Annotated in this window: 23 protein-coding genes, 1 tRNA gene and 4 pseudogenes; 22 read left to right on the top strand and 6 right to left on the bottom strand. The window is 63.6% G+C overall.

Annotation, left to right across the window (positions count from 1 at the left end; genetic code table 11):
- Positions 1-234 precede the first annotated feature (234 nt).
- Entirely contained in the window at positions 235-2,988 is a 2,754-nt protein-coding gene (gene aceE / locus QMG52_RS13515) for a pyruvate dehydrogenase (acetyl-transferring), homodimeric type (protein ID WP_283560910.1), read from the bottom strand.
- A gap of 407 nt (positions 2,989-3,395) precedes the next feature.
- Between aceE and QMG52_RS13510 the strand changes: the two genes are divergently transcribed.
- The 4 genes from QMG52_RS13510 (at position 3,396) to QMG52_RS13495 (ending at position 5,617) form a co-directional block, all read left to right on the top strand.
- The gene (locus QMG52_RS13510) at positions 3,396-3,815 is read left to right on the top strand and encodes a DUF3052 domain-containing protein (RefSeq protein WP_283560909.1); all 420 of its coding nucleotides are present in this window, start codon (positions 3,396-3,398) and stop codon (positions 3,813-3,815) included.
- Between the two features lie 31 nt (positions 3,816-3,846).
- Positions 3,847-4,347: a peroxiredoxin gene (locus QMG52_RS13505; protein WP_283560908.1), complete on the top strand. Its 501-nt coding sequence runs from the start codon at positions 3,847-3,849 to the stop codon at positions 4,345-4,347.
- A gap of 99 nt (positions 4,348-4,446) precedes the next feature.
- Complete coding sequence (locus tag QMG52_RS13500; RefSeq protein ID WP_502920531.1) at positions 4,447-5,376, top strand: Sir2 family NAD-dependent protein deacetylase; 930 nt, start codon at positions 4,447-4,449, stop codon at positions 5,374-5,376.
- 168 nt (positions 5,377-5,544) lie between these two features.
- Positions 5,545-5,617 (top strand) — tRNA-Val (locus QMG52_RS13495).
- Between the two features lie 222 nt (positions 5,618-5,839).
- Here QMG52_RS13495 and QMG52_RS13490 read toward each other — a convergent pair.
- Entirely contained in the window at positions 5,840-6,019 is a 180-nt protein-coding gene (locus QMG52_RS13490; protein ID WP_283560906.1) for a hypothetical protein, read from the bottom strand.
- A 115-nt stretch (positions 6,020-6,134) separates the two neighbouring features.
- Between QMG52_RS13490 and QMG52_RS22350 the strand changes: the two are divergent.
- From QMG52_RS22350 to QMG52_RS13455, 8 genes and pseudogenes are all read left to right on the top strand, one after another.
- Positions 6,135-6,317: pseudogene (locus QMG52_RS22350) on the top strand (DUF4411 family protein); the annotation flags it as partial.
- Between the two features lie 357 nt (positions 6,318-6,674).
- Positions 6,675-6,959 carry a hypothetical protein gene (locus QMG52_RS13485; RefSeq protein WP_283560905.1) on the top strand — a complete coding sequence of 95 codons (285 nt, stop codon included), beginning with the start codon at positions 6,675-6,677 and terminating at the stop codon, positions 6,957-6,959.
- A gap of 495 nt (positions 6,960-7,454) precedes the next feature.
- Entirely contained in the window at positions 7,455-8,252 is a 798-nt protein-coding gene (locus QMG52_RS13480; RefSeq protein WP_283560904.1) for an IclR family transcriptional regulator, read from the top strand.
- Between the two features lie 181 nt (positions 8,253-8,433).
- Positions 8,434-9,126, top strand: a pseudogene (locus QMG52_RS13475) (MFS transporter); the annotation flags it as partial.
- Positions 9,127-9,659: 533 nt separating this feature from the next.
- Complete coding sequence (locus QMG52_RS13470; RefSeq protein WP_283560903.1) at positions 9,660-10,127, top strand: pyridoxamine 5'-phosphate oxidase family protein; 468 nt, start codon at positions 9,660-9,662, stop codon at positions 10,125-10,127.
- A gap of 75 nt (positions 10,128-10,202) precedes the next feature.
- Entirely contained in the window at positions 10,203-11,264 is a 1,062-nt protein-coding gene (locus QMG52_RS13465; protein ID WP_283560902.1) for a zinc-dependent alcohol dehydrogenase family protein, read from the top strand.
- A gap of 104 nt (positions 11,265-11,368) precedes the next feature.
- Positions 11,369-14,047, top strand: coding sequence for a magnesium-translocating P-type ATPase (mgtA, locus tag QMG52_RS13460; protein ID WP_283560901.1), 2,679 nt, complete (start codon positions 11,369-11,371; stop codon positions 14,045-14,047).
- Positions 14,048-14,219: 172 nt separating this feature from the next.
- Entirely contained in the window at positions 14,220-16,715 is a 2,496-nt protein-coding gene (locus QMG52_RS13455; protein ID WP_283560900.1) for a phosphoketolase family protein, read from the top strand.
- Positions 16,716-16,818: 103 nt separating this feature from the next.
- Here the strand turns inward: QMG52_RS13455 and QMG52_RS13450 are convergent, their stop codons facing one another.
- Complete coding sequence (locus QMG52_RS13450; RefSeq protein ID WP_283560899.1) at positions 16,819-17,886, bottom strand: D-2-hydroxyacid dehydrogenase; 1,068 nt, start codon at positions 17,884-17,886, stop codon at positions 16,819-16,821.
- Between the two features lie 96 nt (positions 17,887-17,982).
- Between QMG52_RS13450 and QMG52_RS13445 the strand changes: the two genes are divergently transcribed.
- From QMG52_RS13445 to QMG52_RS13415, 9 genes and pseudogenes are all read left to right on the top strand, one after another.
- The gene (locus tag QMG52_RS13445) at positions 17,983-18,531 is read left to right on the top strand and encodes an NAD(P)-dependent oxidoreductase (RefSeq protein WP_349361723.1); all 549 of its coding nucleotides are present in this window, start codon (positions 17,983-17,985) and stop codon (positions 18,529-18,531) included.
- 277 nt (positions 18,532-18,808) lie between these two features.
- Positions 18,809-19,578 (top strand): annotated as a pseudogene (locus tag QMG52_RS13440) (SDR family oxidoreductase).
- Between the two features lie 2 nt (positions 19,579-19,580).
- Positions 19,581-19,727, top strand: coding sequence for a hypothetical protein (locus QMG52_RS22345; RefSeq protein ID WP_502920527.1), 147 nt, complete (start codon positions 19,581-19,583; stop codon positions 19,725-19,727).
- Positions 19,718-19,831: pseudogene (locus QMG52_RS22340) on the top strand (L-idonate 5-dehydrogenase); the annotation flags it as partial. The gene QMG52_RS22345 and the pseudogene QMG52_RS22340, both read left to right, overlap by 10 nt.
- A 16-nt stretch (positions 19,832-19,847) precedes the next feature.
- On the top strand, positions 19,848-20,249 hold the full coding sequence (locus tag QMG52_RS13435; RefSeq protein WP_502920526.1) for a zinc-binding dehydrogenase: 402 nt from the start codon (positions 19,848-19,850) through the stop codon (positions 20,247-20,249).
- 142 nt (positions 20,250-20,391) lie between these two features.
- Entirely contained in the window at positions 20,392-21,828 is a 1,437-nt protein-coding gene (gnd, locus tag QMG52_RS13430) for an NADP-dependent phosphogluconate dehydrogenase (RefSeq protein WP_283560898.1), read from the top strand.
- Between the two features lie 111 nt (positions 21,829-21,939).
- The gene (locus QMG52_RS13425; RefSeq protein ID WP_283560897.1) at positions 21,940-22,254 is read left to right on the top strand and encodes a type II toxin-antitoxin system Phd/YefM family antitoxin; all 315 of its coding nucleotides are present in this window, start codon (positions 21,940-21,942) and stop codon (positions 22,252-22,254) included.
- Complete coding sequence (locus tag QMG52_RS13420; protein ID WP_283560896.1) at positions 22,251-22,676, top strand: type II toxin-antitoxin system VapC family toxin; 426 nt, start codon at positions 22,251-22,253, stop codon at positions 22,674-22,676. The genes QMG52_RS13425 and QMG52_RS13420 overlap by 4 nt, the downstream gene beginning before the upstream one ends.
- 13 nt (positions 22,677-22,689) lie before the next feature.
- Positions 22,690-23,118: a GNAT family N-acetyltransferase gene (locus QMG52_RS13415; protein WP_283560895.1), complete on the top strand. Its 429-nt coding sequence runs from the start codon at positions 22,690-22,692 to the stop codon at positions 23,116-23,118.
- 13 nt (positions 23,119-23,131) lie between these two features.
- On the opposite strand, the gene epsC is transcribed toward QMG52_RS13415, so the two are convergent.
- From epsC to msrA, 3 genes are all read right to left on the bottom strand, one after another.
- Entirely contained in the window at positions 23,132-23,731 is a 600-nt protein-coding gene (gene epsC, locus QMG52_RS13410) for a serine O-acetyltransferase EpsC (protein WP_283560894.1), read from the bottom strand.
- 158 nt (positions 23,732-23,889) lie between these two features.
- Positions 23,890-24,825, bottom strand: a complete 936-nt coding sequence (cysK, locus tag QMG52_RS13405) for a cysteine synthase A (protein WP_283560893.1) — start codon at positions 24,823-24,825, stop codon at positions 23,890-23,892.
- Between the two features lie 80 nt (positions 24,826-24,905).
- Entirely contained in the window at positions 24,906-25,430 is a 525-nt protein-coding gene (gene msrA / locus QMG52_RS13400; RefSeq protein ID WP_283560892.1) for a peptide-methionine (S)-S-oxide reductase MsrA, read from the bottom strand.
- Between the two features lie 121 nt (positions 25,431-25,551).
- On the opposite strand from msrA, the gene QMG52_RS13395 reads away from it, so the two are divergent.
- Positions 25,552-26,508, top strand: a complete 957-nt coding sequence (locus QMG52_RS13395; RefSeq protein WP_283560891.1) for a Nif3-like dinuclear metal center hexameric protein — start codon at positions 25,552-25,554, stop codon at positions 26,506-26,508.
- Positions 26,509-26,514 lie beyond the last annotated feature (6 nt).

Below are 26,514 nucleotides of genomic sequence, written 5' to 3'. Positions count from 1 at the left end.
TTCGAGCATACGGCCAGCCGCCATGGAAGCCGCATTTGTACGATCACTACAATTTGCACGATGACGACAAACGGCTGGACCGTGCCGGGTCGAGACCGAACCCGATAACGGGGCTGACCCGCGAAGACGACGTTGCGCAACATCGTCTTCGCGGGCCGGCCCCGTTATCAGCGCAGCTTAGCGCGTCGCAGCCTCTCCAACTGCCGCTGGCGCGTCAGCCGGAGCCTCTGGCTGCTAGCTGTCCCCGCCGGTCACCCCGGTGGTGCCGGCGTTGACGTCCAGCAACTTGTACTTCTCGATCGCTTGGGCCGGTGCCTGCCAGTCGACCTCGCCGCGCCGGGCGAGCATTTCCAGCGCACGGACCACAATGGAATGCGAATCGATTTTGAAGAACCGACGGGCGGCGGCGCGGGTATCGGAGAAGCCGAAGCCGTCGGCACCCAGGGTGGCGAATTCATTGGGCACGAACTGCCGGATCTGGTCCGGCACGGCCTTCATGTAATCGCTGACGGCCACTATCGGCCCGGTGGCTCCGGCGAGCTGTTCGGTCACGAACGGCGTACGGGCATTGGCACCGGGATTGAGGAACTGCTCTTCCTCGGCGGCCAGGCCATCACGTCGCAGTTCGGTCCAGGACGTCACGGACCAGACATCGGCCGAAACTCCCCAATCGTCGGCGAGGATCTGCTGGGCTTCCAACGCCCACGGAACGGAGACACCGGAAGCCAACAGCTGGGCGCGAGGCCCGTCCACCTTCGCCGGAGCCAGCAGGTAAATCCCCTTGATGATTCCCTCGACGTCCATGTCCTCCGGCGCGGGCGGCTGGATGATCGGCTCGTTGTAGACCGTGATGTAATACATCACGTTCCGCGACGAGTCGCCGGACGCGGGTCCCTTGCCGTACATGCGCTCCAAGCCGTCGCGGACTATGACACCGATTTCATATCCGTAGGCCGGGTCATAGGTGACAACCGCCGGGTTCGTGGACGCCAGCAGCGGGGAGTGTCCGTCCGCGTGCTGCAGGCCCTCCCCGGTGAGCGTGGTCCGGCCGGCAGTTGCGCCGATCACGAAACCGCGCGCCATCTGGTCCGCGGCAGCCCACAGGGAATCCCCGGTGCGCTGGAACCCGAACATCGAGTAGAAGACGTAGACCGGGATCAGCGGCTCGCCGTGGGTGGCATACGCTGTGCCCGCGGCCGTGAACGCAGCGACGGAACCGGCCTCGTTGATCCCAGCATGCACAATCTGACCGGAGATGGATTCCTTGTACGCCAGCACCAGGTCGCGGTCCACGGAGAGATAGTTCTGGCCGTTCGGGTTGTAGATCTTCGCCGTCGGGAAGAACGCGTCAATGCCGAAGGTCCGGGCCTCATCGGGAATAATCGGCACGATCCGCTTGCCGAACTCCTTATCCCGCATCAAGTCCTTGAGCAGACGAACGAAGGCCATCGTGGTGGCCGCGTACTGCTTGCCGGAACCGCGGTTCGCCACCTCATAGGTCTTGTCACCGGGAAGGGCAACCTCCGCATGCTCGGTGCGGCGCTCGGGCAGAAACCCTCCCAGCTTGGCCCGGCGATCCATCAGGTACTTAATTTCCGGTGCATCCATCCCCGGGTGGTAGTACGGGGGCCGGTACAGGTCCTTTTCCAGCTCGGCATCACTGATCGGGATGCGGAGGTGGTCGCGGAACAGCTTGAGGTCCGGCATGGTGAGTTTCTTCATCTGGTGCGTGGCGTTGCGTGCCTCGAAGTTGGTGCCCAGCCCGTAACCCTTAACCGTGTGGGCAAGGATGACCGTGGGCTTGCCCTTGAACTCGGTGGCGGCCTTGTATGCGGCGTAGACCTTGCGGTAGTCGTGACCGCCGCGCTTGAGGTTCCATACCTCGTCGTCGCTCAGGTCCGCAACCATTTCCTTGGTCTGCGGAGTCTGGCCGAAGAAGTGCTCACGGACAAAACCGCCGGACTCGCCCTTGTAGGTCTGGTAATCGCCGTCGACCGTGGTATTCATGACCTTCACCAGCGAACCGTCGTCGTCCTTTGCCAGCAGGTCATCCCACTCGCGGCCCCAGACAACCTTGATCACGTTCCAGCCGGCGCCGCGGAAGAAAGCCTCCAGCTCCTGCATGATCTTGCCGTTGCCGCGCACCGGCCCGTCCAGCCGCTGGAGGTTGCAATTGATCACGAAGTTGAGGTTGTCGAGCTTGTCGTTGGCCGCGAGTTGCAGCAGTCCGCGGCTTTCCGGCTCGTCCATTTCGCCGTCGCCCAGGAACGCCCAGACCTGTTGGTCGGAGGTGTCCTTGAGACCGCGGTTGTGCAGGTACCGGTTGGACTGCGCCTGGTAGATCGCGTTCATCGGGCCAATGCCCATGGAAACGGTGGGGAATTCCCAGAACTCCGGCATCAGGCGCGGGTGCGGGTAGGAGGAAAGCGCGTGCCCTTCCTTGGATTTTTCCTGCCGGAAGCCGTTCAGGTCCTCTTCGCTCAACCGGCCTTCCATGAACGCGCGGGCGTACATGCCGGGGGAGGCGTGGCCCTGGAAAAAAATCTGGTCTCCGCCGCCTGGGTGGTCCTTGCCGCGGAAGAAGTGGTTGAATCCGACCTCATACAGCGTCGCGGCACCGGCGTAGGTGGAAATGTGCCCGCCCACGCCGATATCGGGGCGCTGCGCACGGTGCACCATGATGGCGGCATTCCAGCGCAGCCAGGCGCGGTACTTGCGCTCGATCTCCTCGTTACCGGGAAACTCCGGCTCCTGGTCCGCGGGGATGGTATTGACGTAGTCCGTCGTGGTCACCATCGGCACGCCGACGCTCTGCGCGCCGGCCCGCTGCAGCAGGCTGCGCATAATGAATTGGGCACGTTCGGTGCCCTGATCCTGAATCAACGCATCCAGGGACTCGATCCACTCAGCGGTCTCCTCTGGATCCCTATCAGGCAGCTGGTGGGTCAACCCGCTTAGGATATGGGAATTCTCTTCGCCTGCGGCCACGTCAGACCTCTCTTAAAGACAGTATTTCCGGCCCTCAGCTGTGGCTGCGGGCGCACACCGAACACTCTAGTCCGGGTTAGGCCCTACCAAGTAGCCGGCGGCCTGCGGGAAGTGCCCGGGTCCCCGTACCATTAGGGGTAGTGCTGTTGGCGGCGTGCTCCTGGCCGCTGACACCGCGCTGGATGTCTGCGCCGAAAACGCATGTCCCGCAGGCATTGGCTTGAAGCTGAACGCGTTAGGGTGTTGGCTTGTAGTAACGCAAATCACGGCGGCGCCGGGCGGATGCTGTCATCGACGGCTTCCGAAAACGAGCCAAAAGGTTTTGCAGCGTGACCGCAGTTCGTAAAATAGACATCAAGACGACAACTTCAACGAAGCGCGGATGCGTTTCAAGCAGGAGGAACAACGTGAGCGAGGCCGACGCCGGCACAGTAGTTAATGTGGCGGGCAAATTGGGTTTCAAGGATGGCGATTTGATCCAGGAACTCGGGTACGACGACGACGTTGATTTTGCTTTGCGCGACAGTGTTGAAGAACTGGTCGGGTCCGAGCTGCTTACCGAGGAGGACCACGACGTCGTTGACTCTGTTCTTTTGTGGTGGCGGGCCGACGACGGCGATCTGGTGGACGCGCTGGTGGACTCGCTGACGACCTTGGATGAGGGCGGCATCGTGTGGGTGCTGACGCCGAAAAACGGACGCGTCGGTTATGTCCCGCCATCGGAAATCCAGGAGGCCGCGCCGACGGCCGGCCTGCACCCAACTACCACTGTCGGCGTTTCGACCGACTGGGCGGCCACCCGGCTCGCGCCGCGCAAGAAGCCATGACCGCCGCAGCGGCGGACGTGACGGCGGCGGAATGACGGCGCCGGCGGCGAACGCACCGGTGGCGGATGAACCGGCAGGTGTGCCGGTTGTGGGCGAGGCTGCTCCCGACTTCGACCTTCCCAATCAGTTCGGCGAGCGGATCTCGCTTGCTTCGCTGCGCGGCGGGAACGTCGTCGTCGTGTTTTATCCCTTTGCTTTTTCCGGAATCTGCACCGGCGAAATGTGTACTCTCCGGGACAATCTGGGCGAATTTGCCACCGCCAAGGCCCGGGTGCTGGCCGTCTCGGTGGACAGCAAATACACGCTGCGCGCGTACGCCGAGGCCGAGGGGCTGGACTTTGACCTGCTGGCCGACTTCTGGCCGCACGGTGAAATGGCCCGCCGCTATGGGGTTTTCGACGACGAGCGCGGCATGGCGGGGCGGGGAACTTTTGTCATTGATGCAGCCGGGATCCTGCGCGACGCCTTCAGCACGCCGACGGGCCAGGCCCGCTCCCTTGACCGGTACCGCCAGGCCCTCGTGAAACTCTGATCCGGCGGATGTGGAAATGCACCCGGGGCCGAGTGCCGGTACTGCTGCGGTGACGGGCTCTGCGGTGACGGGCTCTGCGGTGGCGGACTCCGCGGCATGATGGATGCGCGTCCGCCGGTCGGAATCGGCATAACTGGATTTGCCAGCGCACCGGCGCGTGTCGGCGTCCCCGAACCTTCCGCGGCAGAACTGCCCGTGCTGGAGCAGATCACGGCGCTCTTGGGCGGCCTGAAACTGGCCATTCTGACCGGCGCGGGGCTTAGCACCGATTCGGGCATTCCGGATTATCGGGGACCCGGCTCCGTCCCGCGCAGCCCCATGACTTACCAGGAGTTTGTCGGCGACAGCGCCCTGCGGCAACGATACTGGGCCAGGAACCACCTCGGCTGGCGGCACCTGCGCCACGCCGGCCCGAACGCTGGCCACTATGGCGTGGCCACACTCGAACGCAGCGGGCTGACCACGGGCATTGTCACCCAGAACGTCGACCGTCTGCACGAAGACGCAGGTGCGCTGAACGTCGTCGATCTGCACGGGCGCTTCGACAGGGTCGTCTGTCTGAGCTGCCGCACTGTCGTCAGCCGCAGCCATCTCGCCGACGTCCTCGACACCCTGAATCCGGGGTTCGTTGAGCTGGTCGAGGCGGAAGGTCCCATCGAAGCGGCCCCGGACGCCGACGCCGCGTTGGAGCAGGAAGCCTACATCGCGCGGTTTGTGATCGCCGACTGCGAAATCTGCGGCGGAATGCTCAAGCCGGATTTTGTCTTCTTCGGCGAAAGCGTCCCCAAGGAACGTGTTGAGCGGTCCTACGCGATCGTGGACGGAGCGGATGCCCTGCTGGTGGCCGGCTCGTCGCTGACGGTCATGAGCGGACTTCGATTTCCCCGCCATGCCAAAAAGACCGGCAAGCCGGTGGTCATCATCAACCGCGGGCCAACCCGCGGCGATGACACCGCCAGTATCAAGCTCGACGCCGGCGTGAGCGAGAGTCTGCAGTACCTGGCCGACCAGCTGGCTCCGCCCGGCTGAGTCGCTTGCCGATCCCCGCTGTCCCAACTGTTGTTCGGCGCGGCTGAGTCCCTGGCGGTTATGCCCCGATTCTGCCCGGTTAGCATCGACGGTCTACTTTCGGGTACAGTTATTCCTCGTTGGCTGGCGCAGGAAATCCGCGGAAGCGGACGGTCGCGGCAGCATAAGGGGCCTTTAGCTCAGCTGGTAGAGCGCCACGTTTACACCGTGGATGTCATCGGTTCGATCCCGGTAGGGCCCACAAAGATAAAGCCTCGGCAACCAAGGTAAAAGCCTTGTGTTGCCGGGGCTTTTTGCTGCCCGATGGGGCGGTCGACTCCGAAGAGGAGGCCGTTGCGCTGATGCCTATAGCGTGAAAAATAGCGTGATCAGCCACAGTCGCTCGGCCTCGCATGAAGCCCGGTCAAGGAGTAGCATCAATGTCTGCGTTGAACGGATCAGGGGTATCTGGAATCCCTAGTTCTCAGCGCATATCACCAAGCAGGACGAGCTCACGGTGCGGGGATCGGATCGAGAGCTGAGCAAGACTGTGGCGGAAAATGGTCCAGGCCTTGGGCAGGGAATCAACCAATGCGTTCGTCCAGGTTCTCGGCCTGGACTGCACCCGCGAGAAGATCAGGCACAGCACCTGCCTAGTGGCCATGATCTTCCCCGACCATCCTTCAACGGCGGAAGGCGGGAATCCTTAAAAATGATGGGTTCGACGGCCTGTTTCAGGCGGAACTCGGTCGGGTCATGTCGCGGAAGCCAAGGCCTCGGCCGACACCCACTGTTTAGTGACGCGTGAACGACCAAGCCCGCAGAGCCGCAAGCGCGTTAGGATTCGAAATGTTTGTAGCGCCCTCGGGGCCAGGCATATGGATCCATTCACTATGTTTCGCCAGCTCGGGTTAGTGTTTCGCGCGGATCCGGAATCGTCCGGACAGCTCGATCTGGGATAGTCCGGCGGCTTCGCCTCCTGGAGCACGTGCGCTGCGCACCGGGAGACCACGCTACAAGGCCAGCGCGTGCGGGGGTGGCCCGTGCCGCCGTCGTTGCTCTTTTCCTGACCATACTGTTGGACGTGCTGGGCATGGACTGGAGGCATGCAGTAAACGGCCGGCGACCGGGAGGGCGTCATGAGAACCTCCGCCACTCAGTGGGACGCAATCAAGGTCTTGAGCTAGTGGTGACTGAACCGATCCAGGGCATCGGCAAAGCCGCGCTTATGCGGTTGATTGGGCGCCGCCCGTCAACAGTCGGTCCTACACATACCCTCCAGCGGGTTTTGTCGGTGGGCCCGCATAACGTTCAGGACTATGGAACATGTAGTGGTGCGTACGACGGCGGCCGGGTTGCCTTTAGCAGTCCAGCGCGCTGGGCGCGAGTGGTTGATAGGCGCCGAGCCGCTGCGATGGTTCGAGCGTGTGAGCTGGTGGGAAAGCCAGCGGCGGATGCCCAAGGGGTTGGGCCGGGTGGATATAGAGGTTTGGCGTGTTCAGGCACGGCTGGGAAGGAACCTTCGGAGTGAGCTCACCACGATGGAACTGCTCAGGGACCAGCAGGGTGGAGGGTGGAAACTGCGCTCGGTCACAGCTGCCTGATCATGTACGGCCGACGACGGGCGGCGGTGCTGGCTGGTCTGAACCGTTGCGGAAATTAAAAGACTCCGCACCATCGCTATTGGGGGATGCGATGGTACGGAGCCAGTACTCGAATATAGCCGGTGGTCGGGATGACCGCAAGACCTCCGGGCCCCGCTCGTTCAATTGGACCCACGGACAACTTCGGGCGGGTGCCGGCGACGAGCGTTAAATTGGAAAGCCCTCCGCTGCGGCTATTGGGGGATGCAGCAGTGGAGGGCCTGAAACAAATATACACGGCCCCGGACGGAAAAGTAAAGAGGGATGTTCTACGTCCTATCTTAATCCATGAGCCAACCGTCCTGCCGGCGCCCGGTAGGACGGTCGGCGGAGGCGGCGCGAGCCGCGCGGCGAGGGGTGAACAACGCGAGACCGTCCTGGCGCAGCGGCGATGCTCGGGGAGAGGACAGTATGATGGTTTCTGTTCATTCCAATGAACCCACCTGGAGGATGGTCATGACTGATGCCCGGATAGCACGCACCGTGGATGGACAAGGCAGCGCGTCTCCAGCGCCCGCGGTGACCCGGGCGGCTGCGGTCCTGGAGGCTCTGGCCGATGCGCCATCGGGGCGGCTCACCCTCAGCGATCTGGCCCGGGAACTCGGAATCCCGAAATCCTCCACTTCGAATCTACTGCTCGCGCTGGAAGAAGCCCGACTGATCAGTCGGCAGGGATCGGGATTTTCGCTGGGCCGAAAGCTGGTGGAACTTGGTGCCGCGTATTTGAGCCGCCTGGATGAGGTCCAGGAGTTTTACCGCTTCTGTGAGCAGGCACCGACGCTGTCCGGGGAGACGGTCCGGATTGCGATGCTCGATGGCGGCAATGTGATTTACCTGGCGAGGTATGAGGGCCACCCGGCTGTGCGGCTGACGTCGAATATCGGCGACAAGATGCCCGTGTCCCTTTGCGCCGTCGGGAAGGCGCTGATTGCGCGACTGCACGATCAGGACATTGCCCTGATGTTTCCCGACGATCGGCAGTTGCCGGTCCTCACGCCTCAATCCCTGCGGACAGGTGCGGAGCTGAAGGCGCAGCTGGGCAGTATCCGCCAACAGGGGTTCGCGTTCGAGGATGAAGAGTCCGCCACCGGCGTAGTTTGTCTGGGAGTCGCCGTGCCCACGCGTGGTGCGCACCTGCCCAGCCTGGGCCTCTCGGTTACCGCATTGAAGGCGACCTATTCCGAAGCCCAAGGCGAGGCGATGGTGGAGGAGCTTAAGGAGCTGGCGCGGTCGCTGGGTAACCCGATGGGGTGAGTCTTGGAGGGAACACGGACTCTCGGCTAATCGTTCAGGTGACTGTACGTTGTTCACTATAATAACCAGCGTCTCAGCCGCTGCCGCTACCCCGGCAGACCAACGAGAGTCTGGAGCCAATTGAGGGAGTGTCTGTGATAAATCAGCCCGAGGCACGCCAAACTGGACGGCTGCGGCGCGTGCGGGCACGTTCGCGCCGATTGCAGTGGCGGACAAAAACGTCCTGGAGGGCTGGCTCTGGCGCGTTCCGTTCCTGGCCGGCCTGTTGCTGGTCGCAGTGGCGATCTTCATCCGGCTCCGGCTGAACGAAGCGCCGGTTTTCCAGGAGCCGGAGAAGCACAAGAATGTGGTCACGAACCCCATCGGCGAGCTTTGGAGGAGCTCGAAGAAGAACGTCCTGATCGGTATCGGGCTGCGGATGGGAGAGAACGGCAACTCCTCCCTCTATTCCGCGCTTTTGGTCGACTTCATCAGCGCCAAGGCGGGTGTCTTCCCCGGCGACAAATTCATTGGGCCCGCAGGAGTGCTCATCGCCGCGGGGTTCTCCGCGGTACTGGTGGTGCTCTTCGGGGCCCTCTCGGGCCGGTTCATCGGCCTGGGAGTCCAGGCCATGCTAGGCCCGCAGTGTACCCTGCTTCCTGAACTGTTCGGCTCCCGACACCGGTTCACCGGCGTGGCCATGAGCCGCGAGCTCTCCGCCGTGCTGGCCGGCGGCCTGGTTCCGCTGGTGGGCGATACCTTGCTGGCCGTCACCGGAAACTCGTGGCTGGTTTTGGGCATCTACTCGCTCGTGCTGGCCCTGATTTCCTTTGTGACCACGTTCTTCACTCCAGAAACCAAGGGCCGCGACCTGTTGTCCCTCGAAAACGCCTGACAACCTGGCCCTCCGCGGGCCGGGTTGGGCCGGCCGGAGTGGCCGCGTTGGGCCGGGCAGGAGTGGCCGGGGTGAGAGCGCCAGGTGGTCAGCCGCCTCGTGATGCGCCGTGGCCGACGCCTATAGTGGGCCACGAGAACTGGACCTAAGAAGCCAGCCATGATGATGCCGTGGTCATCGTTCTGCTGACAGGGATCGGGCCTTGGGTTTCAGATTTCCTATGGAATGTCGGTCCCCGGGCATGATAGCCGTCGGCTGAAGGACGACGGCGGCAGGTGGCCACGAGCGAATCGAACCGTTGAGGGAGTGCGTGGATTCGGCATGACGCCGGCCGCAAACTCCGCCACCACCGCAGGCGCCGACGCGCGGGCCCTGAACCGCCGCTTAAGATGTGGATGATCGCAGCAGCAGGCCCGGCAGCAAAGCAGTGTCCGGCCCTGCGGAGAGGATCTGCGGCAGTGGAGAGTGTGTCCGACGAAGTCAAGGCGTAATTTGTAGACGAATGTGTCAACGCGGGACGTATCATCGGGTATATGACAGGCAACGAGCAGCCACAGGTAGAAGACCTTCCGGAAAACGTCTGCTGGGAGTTCCTGCGCTCCACTGGCGTGGGCCGGCTGGCTGTCATCGTCGATGGTCACCCTGATATTTTCCCGGTGAACTTTGTCGTGGACCATGGCACCGTGGTGTTCCGGACGGCGAAAGGTACAAAACTGACGGCGGCCGTATCCGAGTCGCCGGTTGCCCTCGAGATTGATGGCTACGATGCCAAGGCAGAACAGGCCTGGAGCATTGTTCTCCGTGGCGAAGCAGAGCAGATCCGGGAAACCCAGGAACTGGTGGACACCCTGTCCCTTCCTCTTTTCCCGTGGCAGGCAGGGGCCAAAGAACAATTCGTACGCATCAATGTGGCTATCATCAGCGGGCGCCGCTTCAAGGTTGCCAGGCCGGACATCTGGGCCACCCCCCTCTCCGACGCGCGGCGGGCGTCCTTTGAATAGCCCACGAGTGCTGGCGCATACCGGTTAAGCGGGACATCCCGGCCACGGGAGAATGTTCAGTCAAGGAGCGATATCGTGAAGGCACTTGTGTACGGTGGGCCGGGCAAGATGACGTGGCAGGACGTCCCGGATCCGGAAATCATCCATCCCACCGACATCATCGTGCAAGTTGACACGACCACCATCTGCGGAACGGATCTGCACATCCTCAAGGGCGATGTGCAGGCCGTGCAGCCTGGCCGAATCCTTGGCCACGAAGGTGTCGGGACCATTACGGAGGTCGGATCGTCCGTCAGCACGCTGGCGGTGGGGGACCGGGTCATCATCTCCTGCATCACGTCCTGCGGGCACTGCTCCAATTGTCGGACCGGACTCTCCTCCCATTGTCTGGGCGAGGAAGGACAGTCCGGAATCGGCTGGGTCTTCGGACATTTGATCGATGGCACTCAGGCCGAATCCGTGCGCGTCCCGTATGCGGAGAATTCGGTGCATAAACTACCCGCCGGGGTCAGCGATGAACAGGCCGTCATGCTTTCGGACATCCTGCCCACGGGTTTCGAAATTGGCGTCCAGTACGGTCGGGTCAAACCCGGAGACGTGGTGGCTGTCATCGGGGCAGGCCCGGTTGGATTGGCGGCCATCATGACGGCCGGGCTCTACGGTGCCGCAACAATTATTGCCATCGATTTGGACGAGAAACGTCTCGACCAGGCCAAGGCTTTTGGCGCCACGGACGCAGTTGTCTCCGGATCGGCCAACTGGAAAGACCAAGTGCTGGCATTGAGCGACGGGACCGGTGTTGATGTGGCAATTGAGGCCGTCGGGATCCCCCAGACCTTCAGCATGGCCACGGAACTGGTCCGCCCCGGCGGCAATGTGGCTAACATCGGGGTGCATGGCAAGCCGGTCGAATTGCATCTGGAGACGTTGTGGATCCAGAACATCAACATCAGCATGGGACTGGTCAACGCGGACACGACGCCCCTGTTGCTCAAGCTTGTGGCACAGAAGAAGATCCCGGCGGAGAAGTTCGCGACCCACCATTTCAACTTCGACGACATACTGGGTGCCTACGACACCTTCGCGCGGGCGAGCGAAACAAAGGCGCTGAAGATCGTCATCAGCCGCCAGAGGTAGCGCTCTGAGAATGCGACGACGGCGGCCCGCGACAACGTCGCCGCTTGGCCGTGTTGCGGACGGCTTGTTGTGATCCCGGAGCCACTATTGACGGAGGCATTTCGATGGCAGAGCTGGACCTACAGGAAATTGGCGGGTCGGCGCAGCGCACCGCGGAGCAGATGCTTCGGGAGCTGAAGTCGGGTGTTGCCGGACTGACCGGGGCAGAAGCCGGACGCCGTCTGGCCACCGTGGGCCCCAACGCGGTCAGAACGCACCAGGCCAGTCCCTGGTCGGTGTTGGGCCGGCAGCTGCGCAGCCCGATCCTGATTCTTCTGGTCATTACCGCTGCCCTGTCCCTGTTTCTTGGTGATGCCACCAACTCGATCGTCATCGGTGTAATCCTGCTGGTCAGTGTCGGCCTGGGCTTCAGTAACGAATTTCGGGCAGAGCAGGCGGCCGAGGCCCTGCATTCGCGCGTTACCCACAGCGTCGTCGTCACTAGGGACGGCAGCCCCCGTGAGATTGACGTCGTCGAACTGGTTCCCGGGGACCTGGTCCAGCTGGGGCTGGGAGCCATAGTTCCGGCGGATATCCGGTTGCTGAGCAGCAAGGATCTGCTGTGCGATGAGAGCATCCTTACCGGGGAATCGTTGCCCGTTGCGAAGGATCCCGCACCGACCGGCACGGACGCTGCGCTGGCTGATCTGACCTCGTGCATCCTGATGGGCACAGTGATCCAGTCCGGCAGCTGCACCGGCGTGGTGGTTGCCACTGCAGGAAGGGCGGAATTCGGCCGCATCGCTCTGGGCCTGGGCGAGCATCAGCCTGAGACCGAATTCCAGTCCGGTCTCAAGAAGTTTTCCTTTCTGCTGCTGCAGGTCGCCATCGGACTCACATCGCTGATCTTCATCGCGAATCTGCTGCTGCACCGGCCCCTGCTCGAATCGCTGCTCTTTTCCCTCGCGATCGCAGTCGGAATCACCCCGCAACTGCTGCCGGCCGTCGTGAGCACCTGCCTGGCCTCCGGCACCCGGCAGCTGGCGCGACGGAAAGTCCTGGTCAAACGCCTGGTCTGCATTGAGGACCTCGGGGATATGGATATGCTGGTCACCGACAAAACGGGTACCCTGACCGAGGGACGCGTCAGCTTCACCTGCACCGTGCCCGTCGGCCCGGGCATCTCCAACGACCAGCTGTGCACCCTCGGCCTGCTCGCCACCGAAGCCGACTACTCCTGTGAAAAAGTCACCACGGTCGGGATGAACCCCTTGGACGCAGCCCTGTGGGAATCCGCCCAAGCCGCCGCCTTCGTCACCGCCGCCCACCAACGCTTGGACATCATCCCCTTCGACCACCAACGCCGGATGACCAGCGTCCTCGTCAGTGACGGTGCCGGAAACCCAACCCTGATCACCAAGGGCTCCCCGGAGGACGTGATGCGCCTCTGCCGGACCATTCCGTGGCAGGCGCAGGCTCTGTTGGATGAACAGTTCGACGCCGGCTCAAGGGTTGTCGCCGTCGCCACCCGTCCGGCCCCGGGGCTGGCCGCCATTGAACCAGCGGACGAGAAAGACCTGATGCTTGTCGGCTTCCTCATCTTCCTGGACCGGCCCAAGAGCAACGCGAAACAATCACTGGAAAAGTTGGCGTCCTTGGGCATCACGGTCAAAATCGCCACCGGCGATAACGCGAGGGTGGCCGAAAAAGTCTGCAGGGAGATTGGGCTGAACTCGGGCGGCACGCTCACCGGAACCCAGATCGATGCACTCTCCGACCCGGAATTAAGCGAAGCCGCCCGAAGTGCCAGCATCTTTGCCCGCGTCTCACCCGAGCAGAAGGCCCGGCTGATCCAACTGCTGCGCCAAAATGGCCGGGCTGTCGGCTTTATGGGCGACGGCGTCAACGATGCCCTGGCGCTGCACCATGCCGACGTCGGGATTTCCGTGGAGAGTGCCAGCGACGTCGCAAAGGATGCCGCAGACATCGTGCTCATGGACAAGGACCTCGGTGTCCTGGCCGAGGGCGTGATGGAAGGGCGGCGGATCTTCGCCAACACGATCAAATATGTCCTGATGGGCACCTCGAGTAACTTCGGGAACATGTTCAGCGCCGCCACGGCGTCCGTGGTGCTGAGCTTTCTGCCCATGCTGCCCGGACAAATCCTGTTGAACAACCTGCTCTACGATTCCGGGCAGCTGGCCATCCCGGGGGACCGCGTGGACAAGGAACAGCTGCTGGCACCCTCGCACTGGAACATCGGCTTCATCCGGCGATTCATGCTCCTCTTCGGCCCGATCAGCTCACTCTTCGACTTCGCGACCTTCGCACTGATGCTGCTGGTCTTCCAGGCCGCGCCCGGGGAGTTCCGGGCCGGCTGGTTCATCGAGTCCATTGCCACCCAAACCCTGATCATCTTCGCCATCAGAACCCGACGGGTACCGTTCCTGCGCAGCCGACCCTCATTGGGACTGATCGCGGCCTCCCTGGCGGTAGTCACGGTGGGAATCTACCTGCCACTCTCACCATTGGGCGCCGTGCTGGGTTTTGATCTGCTGCCGGTTCCGTTTTTCCTGGCCCTGCTGGCGATGACCGTGATCTACCTCGTCATGGTCGAATTCGCCAAGCAATGGTTCTTCTCCCGCGCTGCCCAGCAACCCTCCCCTGCCGCGCATCCCCGCGGCCGGACCCATCACCTGCACCGGCGGGCAGCACGGTTCAGCGTCCCAGCGTCCCTTCCGTCCACAACCGTACGATTAACCACAGCAACGGACCCCGCCGCAACAATGGCGCCTCGAGGTTGAATCGGCTCCGGGCGGCGGGACGGAGGACAACGACAGGATCGTCTCCGTCGCAGCGATCGTCGTCGGCCTCTAACTATTTGGTGGCGAGTGTGCCAGTCTGGGACCAGGCTGTCCCGGAATCGGTTCCTTTCACCGTTGAGTTCCCGGGCTGCCGTGACGAGCAAAGGCGCACATGACCCATCAGTCCGGAGAAACACCAATCGAACCCAGCCAGGCCGCTAAGGCGTCCGCGGATCTTGAAGAGCTGACCCTGCTGAACCGCTACTGGGACGCCGCGAATTACCTCACCGTGGCCCAGATATACCTTCAGGAGAACGCACTGCTGCGTGAGCCCCTGACAAGGGACCACATCAAACCACGGCTGCTCGGACATTGGGGCACCAGCCCCGGACTCTCACTGGTCTACGTGCATCTGAACCGGCTGATCCGGCGGACCGGTGCCAACATTGTCTTCGTCGCAGGGCCCGGCCACGGCGGCCCGGCGGTCGTGGCCAACGTATATCTGGAAGGCACCTATTCCCAGATTTACCCGGAGGTAAGTCAGGATCACGCGGGGCTGCGCCGGCTGATCAGGCAATTTTCCACCCCCGGCGGCATCCCCAGCCATGTTGGACCGCCCACGCCGGGCTCCATCCATGAGGGCGGGGAGCTGGGCTATTCACTGGCCCACGCAACAGGCGCAGTGATGGACAACCCGGAGCTGATCGTGGCCTGCGTCGTCGGCGACGGCGAAGCCGAAACAGCTCCGCTGGAGGGGTCATGGAAGGCCCCGGCATTCTTGAATCCGGTCACGGACGGCGCCGTTCTACCCATCCTGCACCTCAATGGCTACAAGATATCGGGGCCCACCGTTCTAGGCCGGCAATCCGACGCCCAAGTCGCAGAACTCTTGTCCGCCCACGGATGGAACCCGCTGATCGTGTCCGGAAACGACCCCATCCGCGTACATGCCGCTCTCGCCGAAACCGTGGACAGTGCCTACGCACAAATCCGGGAGATCCAGCACACGGCCGGCCAGACCGGGGTCAGTGGGCCCGCTCCGTGGCCGGCCATCATCCTGCGGACCCCCAAGGGATGGACCGGGCCGGCCGTCGTGGACGGTGTTCGGGTGGAGGGAACATTCCGTGCCCATCAGGTCCCGCTGGCCGGGGTGCGGGAAAACCCGGACCATCTGGCCCAGTTGGAGGCGTGGCTGCGCTCCTACGAGCCAGAAACACTCTTTGACGAATCAGGCCGATTGCTGCCGGAACTCGCCGCGCTCGCTCCTGACGGTGATTTGCGGATGGGTGCAACACCCTTTGCCAATGGGGGAGCGGACGTGACCGGGCTTGAACTGCCGTCGCTGGAAAAGTACGCCCTGCAGGTGGGCGCCCACGGTTCCACGAAGCACGAGACCACACGCCCGCTGGGTGAAATGCTGCGGGATATCTACGCTGACACCTCCACGGACCCGCGGTTCCGGCTGTTCTGCCCGGACGAGACGAACAGCAACCGCCTCGGCGCCGTATTCGAGGCCACCAACAGGGGGCTGCTGGAAGCCGCTCCCAGCGGCGAGGATCACGTCTCTGTGGACGGGCGCGTCATGGAAGTCCTCTCTGAACACCTGTGCCAGGGATGGCTGGAAGGCTACCTGCTGACGGGCCGGTTCGGGCTCTTCGCGACCTACGAATCGTTCGCGATGGTCAGCGCCTCCATGACGGTCCAGCACGCCAAGTGGCTCCAGCACGCGCGCGAGCTTCCCTGGCGCAGGCCGGTTCCGAGCCTGAATATTCTGCTGACTTCCACCTGCTGGCGCAACGACCACAATGGGTTCAGCCACCAAGGCCCGGGGCTGATCGACACCGTACTGTCCCTGTCCGGGTCCGTCATCCGCGTCTACCTACCGCCGGATTCAAATACTCTGCTCGCAACTGCCGAACATGTGCTGCACAGCCGGAACTATGTGAACCTGATCGTGGTGGACAAACAATCCCACCCCCAGTACCTGACGCTGGAAGAAGCACGCCGACACGCCGCCGCCGGCGCGTCAATCTGGAACTGGGCCGGCAACGAGGCCGACGCCGCCGAAAAGCCCGGCGGGGCGGATGCTTCTCATCTGCAAGAACGGGCAGTCTCCACGCCCGGGGACCGGACACAGGCAGAAGATCCTGACATCGTCCTGGCCTGTGTGGGGGATGTCCCCACCGAGGAAACCCTCGCCGCCGCCTGGCTGCTGCAACGTCACGTGCCGGACCTGAAAGTGCGGGTGGTCAACGTCATGGACGCCCTGGTGCTGCCGCCCCGAGACGTCCATCCGCACGGGCTCTCGGACTCCAGGTTTGAAAGCCTCTTCACCCACAACCAAGAAGTCATCGTCGCCTGGCACGGCTACGCCCGGGCCTTCCATCAGCTCCTGCACGGCCGCAACAACCCGGCACGATTCCACGTACGCGGTTACAACGAGCAGGGCACAACCACCACACCCTTTGACATGGTCGTGTTGAACCGGATGAGCCGGTTCCACCTGGTCATTGAGGCACTCAAGCGGGTAACGGGGCACTTCGAAGGCTCCGACGAATTGGTCCGGTACTGTGAGCAGAAACTTGCCGGACATCACGACTACATTCGCGAGCATCTGGAGGACATGCCCGAAATCCGCGACTGGACTTGGACGCCGCCGGCAGGTTAAACCGTCGGGACCGGCAGGACACCGTATCGTCCAGGGCGCTCGCCCGACTGACTCCCATGCAGTGACTCCGCGTCGGACCGGCTCCGGAGTCACTGTCAGGTGGTTAGTAGAAGTGCACCGGATCCACCAGATGCGGCAGCTCTCCACCGGCCAGGAAGATCCCAAGATTGCCGGTGAAGCGCTCGGCGATGAGCCTGTTCTCCGCGGCGCTGAGGGCGGAGGTGTGCGGGGATACCATGACGCGGGGATGTTCCCAGAGCGGGCTGTCCGCCGGAAGAGGTTCGACGGCGAACACGTCAAGGCACGCATAGGAGACCTGGCCGTTGTCCAGGGCTTCCAGTAAGGCATCCTCGTCGACCACCGTGCCGCGCCCGACGTTGACGAACACGGTGCCCGGCTTCATGGCACTGAAGATCTCGTGATTGAACAGCTTCTCGGTGTACGGGGTGCCGGGTAGCGTATTGACGACGGCGTCCGCGGAGGCGAGCAGATCCGGCAGGCCGCCGTTGTCCGACACGTGGTCGATCCCCTCCAGCGCTTCCACCGTGCGCTTTGTCCCGCTCACCCTCATCCCCAGGGCGCGGGCCAGCCGGGCGGTCTCGAGACCGATTTCGCCGAGTCCGGCAATGACCAGCCGGGAGCCGTTGACCAGTCTGGTCGGGGTCCGCAGCTCCGGCCACGTCTTGGTGTGCTGGTCCTGCGCGAGCTCTGCCGTGCGCTTAAATCCGTTCAGGACGCCCAACAACGCAAATTCCGCCAGCGGGAGCGCATGCACGCCGGCAGAGGTGGTGATTCTGATCCGCTGCAGTATCGCGGTGTTAACGCCGGATGCTTTGACGGCGCCGCCGGCGCCGGCGGCCATGGCCTGGATCCACTGCAGCCGCTGATTGCCTTCCGCTATGGTGGCCAGACCGGCAGGATTCTCGTTCGGGAAGCCGTAGAGAATGTCGGCGGCTCGGAGCATGGCCCAGTACCGTTCCTCCTGTTCCGTTGTCCGCTGGAAGTCCGGGTCCCCGGCATGATCGGCGGGGAATCGTTCCGGTGGCAGCAGGTCGGGCTCGTGCAGCACCTTAACGGAGGGGTGGGCGGCGCGGATGCGGTCCACGTACTCGGTTTCGAGGGGGACGGCGATCGCTACTGTCAGTTCGTCGGAGGTCATGGTGTTCATCATACTGAATTGTGGCAAGGATGTTGAACAAATGTCACATCGTTCCACTCCCCGGAGTTCTCCGAGAACTTCCGCTGCCAGAAGAGGTCCACCCCGCTGATGACTGATCGCACCGCCGGTTTCGTAGGTCTGGGCCTGATGGGCGCCCCGATGGCCGCCAACCTGCTTCGGGCGGGCTGGCGGATCACTGCCTGGAACCGTTCCGAGCCCGCGCTGGCGGAGCTCACTGCCGAGGGCGGGCACAGGGTCGGATCCGTGGCCGAACTTCACCGCGAACCGATCATTATCTTCATGCTGCCGGATCTGGCGGACATAGAGGAAGCCGGCGCCGGGCTCCTTACCGCTTGGCGCGCCAGGGCACCCGAGCCGGGAACCGTCGTCGTCATCATGAGCAGTGTCTCCCCGGTGGCCGTGCGCGAATTCGGTGCAACTGTTCATGCGGCCAGCGCGGGCAACGCCGTCGTCGTGGACGCCCCGGTCAGCGGCGGCAGAACGGGAGCGCAGGCCGGGACTCTGGCCATCTTGGCGGGCGCGTCGGAGCAGGATTTCACCAGGCTGCGGCCCCTGTTCGAGGCGATGGGCAGCACCGTCCGGCGGCCAAAGACTACAAGGCAACGGGGCCGGCAAAGTTTATGCACAAGGACCTGACCTTCGTGCTCGACAGCGCGCGGCAGAGCGGCACCGTGGTCCCCTTGGCCACTGCGGCGCAAGGCATCTACGGAAGGCTAAAGGATCAGGGGCTGGGGGAGTCTGACCTGGCCGTGGTGTGCGTGAAACTATTGCCAATCTCAGCGATCGGCGCCTCGGCTGATCCGTCCAGGCTCCGGCTAATCCGTCCGGGTTCCGGCCGGAACCCTTCAGACCGGAACCCTTCAGGCACAACTTTTCAGGCACAACTTTTCAGGCACAACAAGGAGACAACAGGATGAACGGCCTTTTCAGACTGGACGGGCGGGTGGCCTTGGTAACGGGATCCAGCCGGGGATCGGCAACGCATTGGCCAGGGGCCTGGCCGAAGCTGGGGCTACGGTGGTGCTGCACGGCGTCAACCCCGAACGGCTGGAAGCCAGTGCAGCCGCGCTGGCTGCGGACTTTCCCGCCGGCCGGATCCGCAGCTGTGCCTTCGACATCACCGACGCAACGGCCGCGGCCGACGGCGTCCGCTGGATTCACACGAATGTCGGGGACCTGGAGATTCTGATCAACAACGCGGTTATTCAGCACCGCGTTCCCATGCTGGATCTCGATGTGAAGGATTGGGACAGGGTCCTGGGCACGTACCTCACCAGCGCATTTCTGGTCGGCAGGGAAGCTGCCCGCTCGATGATCGAGCGCGGCCGTGGAAAGATCATCAACATCTGTTCCGTCCAGACGGAACTGGCGCGCCCGACCATCGCTCCTTCCATCGCGGCCAAGGGCGGGCTGCGGAATCTAACCCGCGCCATGACAGCAGAATGAGCGGCCAGTGGACTCCAGATAAACGGCATTGCGCCGGGGTCTATTCATACCGAGATGACCCAGAATCTGGTGGACGATGAAGAGTTCAATTCCTGGATTCTGGGCAGGACGCCGGCGCGGCGCTGGGGTACGGTTCAGGACCTGATCGGGCCGGTTGTCTGGCTGGCCTCAGACGCAGCCGGTTTTGTGAACGGTCAGACAATATTCATCGACGGCGGCATGACGGTGGTGGTGTAACGATGAACGATCCAACAGGGGCGGACCTTGATCCCGGCGCGGTGTCCGAACCGGTGACGAAGTCTCCCGCCGCCGGCGGGCTGCCGGCCAGCGCCCCGGCGGTGGTGGCTCACGGGGCCGGAGATCTGCGGCTTGAAAAGTGGCGCTGAAGCAGCCCGGTGCCGACGAAGCCGTGGTGGAAATTGTGTACGGCGGCGTCTGCGGCTCTGACCTGCATTACTGGCTGGAGGGGGCGGCCGGCGAATCGATCCTGAAGGCTCCCCTGATCCTTGGCCACGAAGTCGTGGGGGTCGTCGCGGTGCCGGCGGCGGACGGCAGCGGCCCGGTGGAAGGAAGCGGCCGTCGAGGCCGACATCGTGATCGAGTCGTCGGGCAGCCACCACGGCCTCGCCTCGGCGATCAACGGAGCGGCGCGCGGCGGCATGGTGGTCATGGTCGGGCTGCTGCCTTCGGGGCCGCAGCCCGTGACCATCACCCGCGAGCTTGAGCTGGTCGGCTCCTTCCGGTTCAACGATGAAAATGATGAGGTCATCAAGGCGCTGGCGGATGGTTCGCTCTTCGTTGATCCGGTGGTGACCCACGAGTTCGCCCTGAACCGGGGTCTGGAGGCCTTCGAGGTGGCCATGGATTCCGCGGCCTGCGGCAAGGTACTGCTGAAGTTTCGCCACTGACGCAGGGTCAGCCCGTGACTCGGCTGGACCGTTACGGATACCCGCACGTCACATTCTGATTCATGAAACGGAGTTTTCTTCTGGTTGCGTGACCTCCGGGCTAGGCTGGAGGTAAATGTCCAAAACTAATTATGGAGGATGTATGTCTGCACAAATCGGCGTAACGGGTCTGGCTGTTATGGGGGCGAACCTGGCCCGGAATCTGGCCCGCAACGGCTTCACAGTCGCGCTGCACAACCGCTCGGTTGCCAAAACCGACGCGCTGCTGGAAAAGCACGGAGGCGACGGAGATTTCGTTCGCACCGAGACCCTGCAGGAACTGGTGGACTCGCTGGAGAAGCCCCGCCGGGTGCTGATCATGGTCAAGGCCGGTGCGCCGGTGGATTCGGTGATCGAGGCCTTGGAGCCGCTGCTGGAACCTGGCGACATTGTCATTGACGCTGGTAACTCGCACTTCCAGGACACCCGCCGCCGCGAAGCCGCACTGGCTCAGAAGGACCTGCATTTCGTGGGCATCGGTGTTTCCGGCGGTGAGGAGGGCGCGCTGAACGGCCCCTCCATCATGCCGGGCGGATCGCGTGAGTCCTATGACGCACTGGGCCCCCTGCTGGAGAAAATCTCCGCGCACGTGGACGGCAAGCCGTGCTGCGCGTGGATCGGCACGGACGGTGCCGGCCACTTTGTGAAGATGGTGCACAACGGCATCGAGTACGCGGACATGCAGGTCATTGGCGAGGCTTTCGATCTATTGCGCGCCGGCGCCGGCATCGAGCCGGCCGAGCAGGCGAAGATCTTCACCGAGTGGAACAAGGGCGAGCTGGCTTCGTTCCTGATCGAGATCGCGGCCGAGGTCCTGGCCCACACCGACGCCAAGACGGGCAGCCCGTTTGTTGACGTCGTCGTCGACGCCGCGGGCCAGAAAGGTACCGGCCGCTGGACTGTCATCTCCGCGCTCGAACTGGGTTCGCCGACGTCGGGCATTGCCGAGTCCGTTTTTGCGCGGGCGCTGTCCTCGCAAACGGCGCAACGCACCGAGGCGCAGGACAAGCTCGCCGGCCACGAGGAAAGCATCACCGTGGGCGAGGGCTTCGTCGAGGACGTCCGGCAGGCCTTGTTCGCGTCCAAGCTGGTCAGCTACGCGCAGGGCCTGGATATGCTCACCGGTGCGGCCAAGGAATACAACTGGGACCTGAAGCTGGACGAGATTGCCGGTCTGTGGCGCGGCGGCTGCATCATCCGCGCGGAGCTGCTCAAGGACATCACCAAGGCTTACTCGGCGCAGGATAAGCCGGCGAACCTGTTGTTCGCGCCCGCGTTCAGCGAGGCCATTGCGGGCGCCCTGCCGGCCTGGCGCCGTGTGGTGGCGACCGCCGTGCAGCTGGGCATTCCGGTTCCGGTCTTCTCATCGTCGCTTGCTTATTACGACGGGCTGCGGCGCAAGCGGCTGCCGGCAGCGCTGACGCAGGGACTGCGCGATCTGTTCGGTGCGCACACCTACCATCGCGTTGACGGTGACGGCACGTTCCACACACTCTGGGGCGAGGACAAGTCCGAGGTCGAAGCGGTGGACACCCACTAACCGCCCCACACTCATCGGTGACGCATTTAAGGCCCATGTTTTTCAAGGACATGGGCCTTAATTGCGTTATCGATGAGGAGACCTGCTGGTCGGTGCGTGTGCAGGGCAGTTGTGGCTACAATTAAGCGCATCAAAGACGCCAGAAATATTTGCGAGGAACCGGAGGCGGCCATGGATATTGGAATACGGGACCTGAGGGACTCGCTCAGCCGGCACTTGCGCGCCGTTAGCGCGGGCGAGTCCGTGACCATCACTGACCATGGTCGGGCAATTGCCCGGATTGTTCCGATGGAGGGATCATCGGCCTTTGAGGTGCTGCTCGCGGGTGGATTGTTGCGGCCTCCCGCTACGGCCGGGGGAGATCTTCCGGAACCCATCGGCATCGCCGGGACGGTCAGTGACTTTGTCGATGAGCAGCGACGGTGATTGCCTACTTTGACACCTCGGTGTTCCTGCCGTTGTTCATCACCGAACCCGGTACTCAACGGTGCCGGCGTTTGTGGGCCGCCGCTGAGGCTCGGGTGGTGACCCGTCTGGTCTTTACAGAGGCGTCCGCGGCCTTGGCGCAGGCCGGGCGTCTCGGTCGTTTGACCGACAGTCAGCACGATGACGCGCTTGCCCGGATGGGCTTGGTATGGGGACTTTGTCATATCCGGGAACTGGACGATCTGCTGATGCGGGAGGCGGGGCAGTTGGCTCGACGCTACGGCCTGAGCGGCTATGATTCCGTGCACTGTGCAGCTGCTGCTGGCTTCACGGACACGGACTTCGCGGCGGCGAGTAGAGACCGCCGGCTGCTGAATGCCTGGAGCAGCCTTGGTGTAACCACCATGGACCCCAACGCCTAGTTAGACTCTCTGAATGGCCGGCTCCCTTGGTATCCTCACCGCGCGACTCATCCTGCACCCCGTCACGCTGGCCGAAGCGCAAGGATCCACGCCGGGACTGCCCTGCCGAGGGATATCTGGGCCGCAGATTATCCGTTCGACGGCGACGGCGACCGCGAGCGCTGGCGGCCGGCCTCGGGGGAAACCCTCCACCGCCGAGCCGGCGCTGTGGGCGTACTACCAAATCCGCCGCCGGATCGACGGTGCCGCCGTGGGCGCGCGGGGGAAAGGCTATGCGGCCGAGGCCCTGGCCGCGCTGACGGCCTGGGCACTTTCCTCCGGGGCATCCCATGTCCATGCGGAGACGATGCCGAATAATCCGGCATCCCAACACTCGCTGGGTAATGCCGGCCTGCGGCTGGTATCGCGGGGCGATGAGGTGCTTCGCTACTCGACGCGCTGACGCGTCTGCTGCCTCAGATGTACATGGCCGGATCGATGTACTCGGCCGGGTCCACGGCCGGGGCGGACTCCCGTGCCGCATCGCGGTGCCGCCATTTCGCAGGGATGCCAGTGATGATGGAATCTGCCGGTGCATCCTTAACGACGACGGCGTTAGCGCCGATAGCGCTTCCGGCACCTATGGTGATGGGACCCAACACCTTGGCGCCGGCACCGATGGTGACGCGGTCCCCGATGGTCGGGTGCCGTTTGATCTTGGCCAGCGAGCGGCCACCGAGAGTGACGCCGTGGTAGATCATCACGTCGTCACCGATCTCTGCTGTTTCCCCGATGACCACGCCCATGCCGTGGTCGATGAAGAAGCGCCGCCCCACCGTGGCTCCTGGATGGATTTCGATGCCGGTGGAAGACCGGGCCAGCTGGGACAGAGCCCGGGCGGGAAACCTCAGCGCCGGGTGGGCCCACATTCTGTGCGTCAGCCGGTGCACCCAGATCGCGTGTAGGCCGGAGTAGACAAAGAAGTTTTCGAAGGAACCACGTGCCGCCGGGTCGTGCGACCGGGCGGCTTCGAGGTCCTCACGTAACCGGGCGACGGCCCGAACGAGTAAAGTCACGAACTTCCTTCAGTTGAATGTTCGCCGGCTGAATGTTCCCCGGCAGTGTTTCGGGCGGATGTTCCCTGGCAATGTTGCGCCTAGATCCCCCCGGCCACGGTGCGCGTAGGTTTTCTGCGGCTGCCGCAGTCCGCGGCTGCCGCCGCGCCGCGGGAGGATCAGCCCCGGATGTCGTCGTAAAGGACAGTGGAGATGTAGCGCTCACCGAAGTCCGGAACCACCGCAACGATCAGTTTGCCGGCATTCTCCGGGCGTTTGGCCAGCTCCAAGGCGCCCCAGACGGCAGCGCCCGAGGAGATGCCGCCCAGGATGCCCTCCTCGGTGCCCAGTGCCCTCGCCACCCGGACCGAGTCCTCGATCGTGGCGTCAAGCACCTCGTCGTAGATCTCGCGGTCCAGCACCTCCGGAATGAAGTTCGCGCCGAGGCCCTGGATCTTGTGCGGTCCGGGGGCGCCGCCGTTGAGGATGGCGGAGTCCTTGGGCTCTACCGCGACAATCTGGATTCCGGGCTTGCGTCCCTTGAGGACCTGGCCCACGCCGGTGATGGTTCCGCCCGTGCCGATGCCGGCCACAAAGATGTCAATGGCACCGTTGGTGTCTTCCCAGATTTCCTCCGCCGTGGTGGTGCGGTGGATCTCGGCGTTGGCCGGATTGGCGAACTGCCGGGCCAGGACCGAGTTTTCCGTGCTGGCCACGATTGCCTCGGCCTTCTCGACGGCGCCGCGCATGCCCTCGGACCCGGGCGTGAGTACAATTTCGGCCCCGTAGGCGCGCAACATGACCCGGCGCTCGGTGGACATGGTCTCCGGCATGGTCAGGATGACCTTGTAGCCGCGGGCAGCGCCCACCATCGCCAGCGCGATCCCGGTGTTGCCGGAGGTGCCCTCCACGATCGTTCCGCCGACCTGGAGCGCACCGGCCTTTTCCGCGGCATCAACGATCGCCACACCGATCCGGTCCTTGACGCTGTTGGCCGGGTTATAGAACTCCAGCTTCACGGCCACCGTGGCATCCAGACCTTCGGTGAGACGGTTCAGACGCACCAGAGGCGTGCTGCCCACCAGCTGCGTGACGTCGTCGTAAATGCGGCCCATTGATTTATACCTTCTTCTCTGCAGGGAAAATTGCCGTAAGCATATATAACGCCAGTTTATTCAGCGCGGTGATGATCGGGCTAAGCCGCAAGCCACGAAGAGTAATATTTCCGGGCCTTGGCCAGCTTCGGATTGATAATCACCTGGCAATAGCCCTGCTCCGGGCGTTTCGCGTAAAAGTTCTGATGTTCCTCCTCGGCCACATAGAACTCCGGCAGACGCGTCACCTCGGTGACGATGGGCTTATCCCAATGGGTCTGGTTCCGCTCAATGGCGGCGCTGAAGGCTTCCTCCTGCACGGCGTCGGCGTAGAACATCGATGAACGGTACTGCGTGCCCACGTCGTACCCTTGCCGGTTCAGCGTGGTGGGATCGTGGGAGACAAAGAACATGTCCAGGATCACTTCCTCGGGAACGATGTTCTCGTCAAAGGAAACGGCCACCACTTCGGCATGGCCGGTCATCCCGTTGCAGACGTCATAGTAGCCGGGACGGCGCACATGGCCGCCGGTATAGCCGGAGACCACGTCCGTCACCCCCAGGGTCTGCTGATACAAGGCATCCAAACACCAGAAACAACCTCCGCCGAGCACAAATGTCTTCATATCCTGTATCAATGTCCGGGCGGCCCAGAAGATTCCCGCGGCACGGAAATTGCCGCGGCGCCCGCGCGGTCCGCGTCTTATGTTGGACAATGGGAGCCGGACCTACGGAAGAATGGGACGCATGGAACCGGTGGATAAAGCGGACGACGACGGCGGCACGCAGTTCAGTGGGAGCGCGGGCGAGGCGCGCGCGGAAACCGGGGCTCCACCGGCGTCCCGGCCGGGATTGGCCGACGTTCTGCTCGCGGTGGAGGAGCTCTGGCCGGAATCTCTGGCGGAGGATTGGGACGCCGTTGGTCTGGTGGTCGGGCGCCCCGATGCCACCGTGGAGCGGATCATGTTCGCGGTTGACCCCAACCTGGAAGTCATCGACGAGGCCCTTGACTGGGGAGCGCAGCTGCTCATCACCCACCATCCGCTGCTGCTTAAAGGGGCTAAATCGGTCGCCGCCACCAGCGGCAAAGGCCGGGCAGTGCACCGGCTGATAGAAGGGGGCTGCGCCCTGCTGACCGTCCACACCAACGGGGACAGCGCCGTCGGCGGAGTCTCGGATGTGTTGGCCGATGCTCTGGGGTTGACGGCGGTATCGCCGCTCACCCCGGCGACGCTCGGATTGCCGGAGGAAGGCATCGGCCGGGTGGGGGAGCTGCCGGGGATCATGAGCCTGGGTGATTTTGCCGAACACGTTTTCCGGGTGCTGCCCTCCGTCGCCGGAGGAGTGCGCGTAGCGGGGGACCGGCAGGGGCTGGTGCGCCGGGTTGCCGTCTGTGGGGGCGCCGGTGACAGCCTCTTCGACGAGGTCCGGGCCAGTGGGGCCGACGTTTACGTCACGGCGGATCTGCGCCACCATCCCGCCTCGGAGGCCCGGGAGTCTGCCGTCAACGGCCGTCCCTACCTGATCGACCTGTCGCATTTTGCCAGCGAGTGGCTCTGGCTCCCGGCGGCGGCACGAGCGCTCGGCAACGTGCTCAGGGACCAGGAATTCGACGTCGAACTTGTCGTCAGCCAGACCAACACCGATCCGTGGGATTTCATCCTGACACCGGGACTGGGCGGTGGCGGCGCGGGTTGGACGTAACCTAGG

Source organism: Paenarthrobacter sp. PH39-S1 (assembly GCF_030063245.1).
Lineage (GTDB): Bacteria > Actinomycetota > Actinomycetes > Actinomycetales > Micrococcaceae > Arthrobacter_M.
This window is presented reverse-complemented; position numbering and strand designations above follow the sequence as displayed.

What these genes read in the sequence shown, in the direction of transcription:
- QMG52_RS13505 (WP_283560908.1), top strand. Translation starts at nt 3,847, where the DNA reads ATGACGGCGCCGGCGGCGAACGCACCGGTGGCGGATGAACCGGCAGGT.
- QMG52_RS13500 (WP_502920531.1), top strand. Translation starts at nt 4,447, where the DNA reads ATGGATGCGCGTCCGCCGGTCGGAATCGGCATAACTGGATTTGCCAGC.
- QMG52_RS13490 (WP_283560906.1), bottom strand. Translation starts at nt 6,019, where the DNA reads ATGGCCACTAGGCAGGTGCTGTGCCTGATCTTCTCGCGGGTGCAGTCC.
- QMG52_RS13485 (WP_283560905.1), top strand. Translation starts at nt 6,675, where the DNA reads ATGGAACATGTAGTGGTGCGTACGACGGCGGCCGGGTTGCCTTTAGCA.
- QMG52_RS13480 (WP_283560904.1), top strand. Translation starts at nt 7,455, where the DNA reads ATGACTGATGCCCGGATAGCACGCACCGTGGATGGACAAGGCAGCGCG.
- QMG52_RS13470 (WP_283560903.1), top strand. Translation starts at nt 9,660, where the DNA reads ATGACAGGCAACGAGCAGCCACAGGTAGAAGACCTTCCGGAAAACGTC.
- mgtA (WP_283560901.1), top strand. Translation starts at nt 11,369, where the DNA reads ATGGCAGAGCTGGACCTACAGGAAATTGGCGGGTCGGCGCAGCGCACC.
- QMG52_RS13455 (WP_283560900.1), top strand. Translation starts at nt 14,220, where the DNA reads ATGACCCATCAGTCCGGAGAAACACCAATCGAACCCAGCCAGGCCGCT.
- QMG52_RS13450 (WP_283560899.1), bottom strand. Translation starts at nt 17,886, where the DNA reads ATGATGAACACCATGACCTCCGACGAACTGACAGTAGCGATCGCCGTC.
- QMG52_RS13445 (WP_349361723.1), top strand. Translation starts at nt 17,983, where the DNA reads ATGACTGATCGCACCGCCGGTTTCGTAGGTCTGGGCCTGATGGGCGCC.
- QMG52_RS22345 (WP_502920527.1), top strand. Translation starts at nt 19,581, where the DNA reads ATGAACGATCCAACAGGGGCGGACCTTGATCCCGGCGCGGTGTCCGAA.
- gnd (WP_283560898.1), top strand. Translation starts at nt 20,392, where the DNA reads ATGTCTGCACAAATCGGCGTAACGGGTCTGGCTGTTATGGGGGCGAAC.
- QMG52_RS13415 (WP_283560895.1), top strand. Translation starts at nt 22,690, where the DNA reads ATGGCCGGCTCCCTTGGTATCCTCACCGCGCGACTCATCCTGCACCCC.
- cysK (WP_283560893.1), bottom strand. Translation starts at nt 24,825, where the DNA reads ATGGGCCGCATTTACGACGACGTCACGCAGCTGGTGGGCAGCACGCCT.
- msrA (WP_283560892.1), bottom strand. Translation starts at nt 25,430, where the DNA reads ATGAAGACATTTGTGCTCGGCGGAGGTTGTTTCTGGTGTTTGGATGCC.
- QMG52_RS13395 (WP_283560891.1), top strand. Translation starts at nt 25,552, where the DNA reads ATGGAACCGGTGGATAAAGCGGACGACGACGGCGGCACGCAGTTCAGT.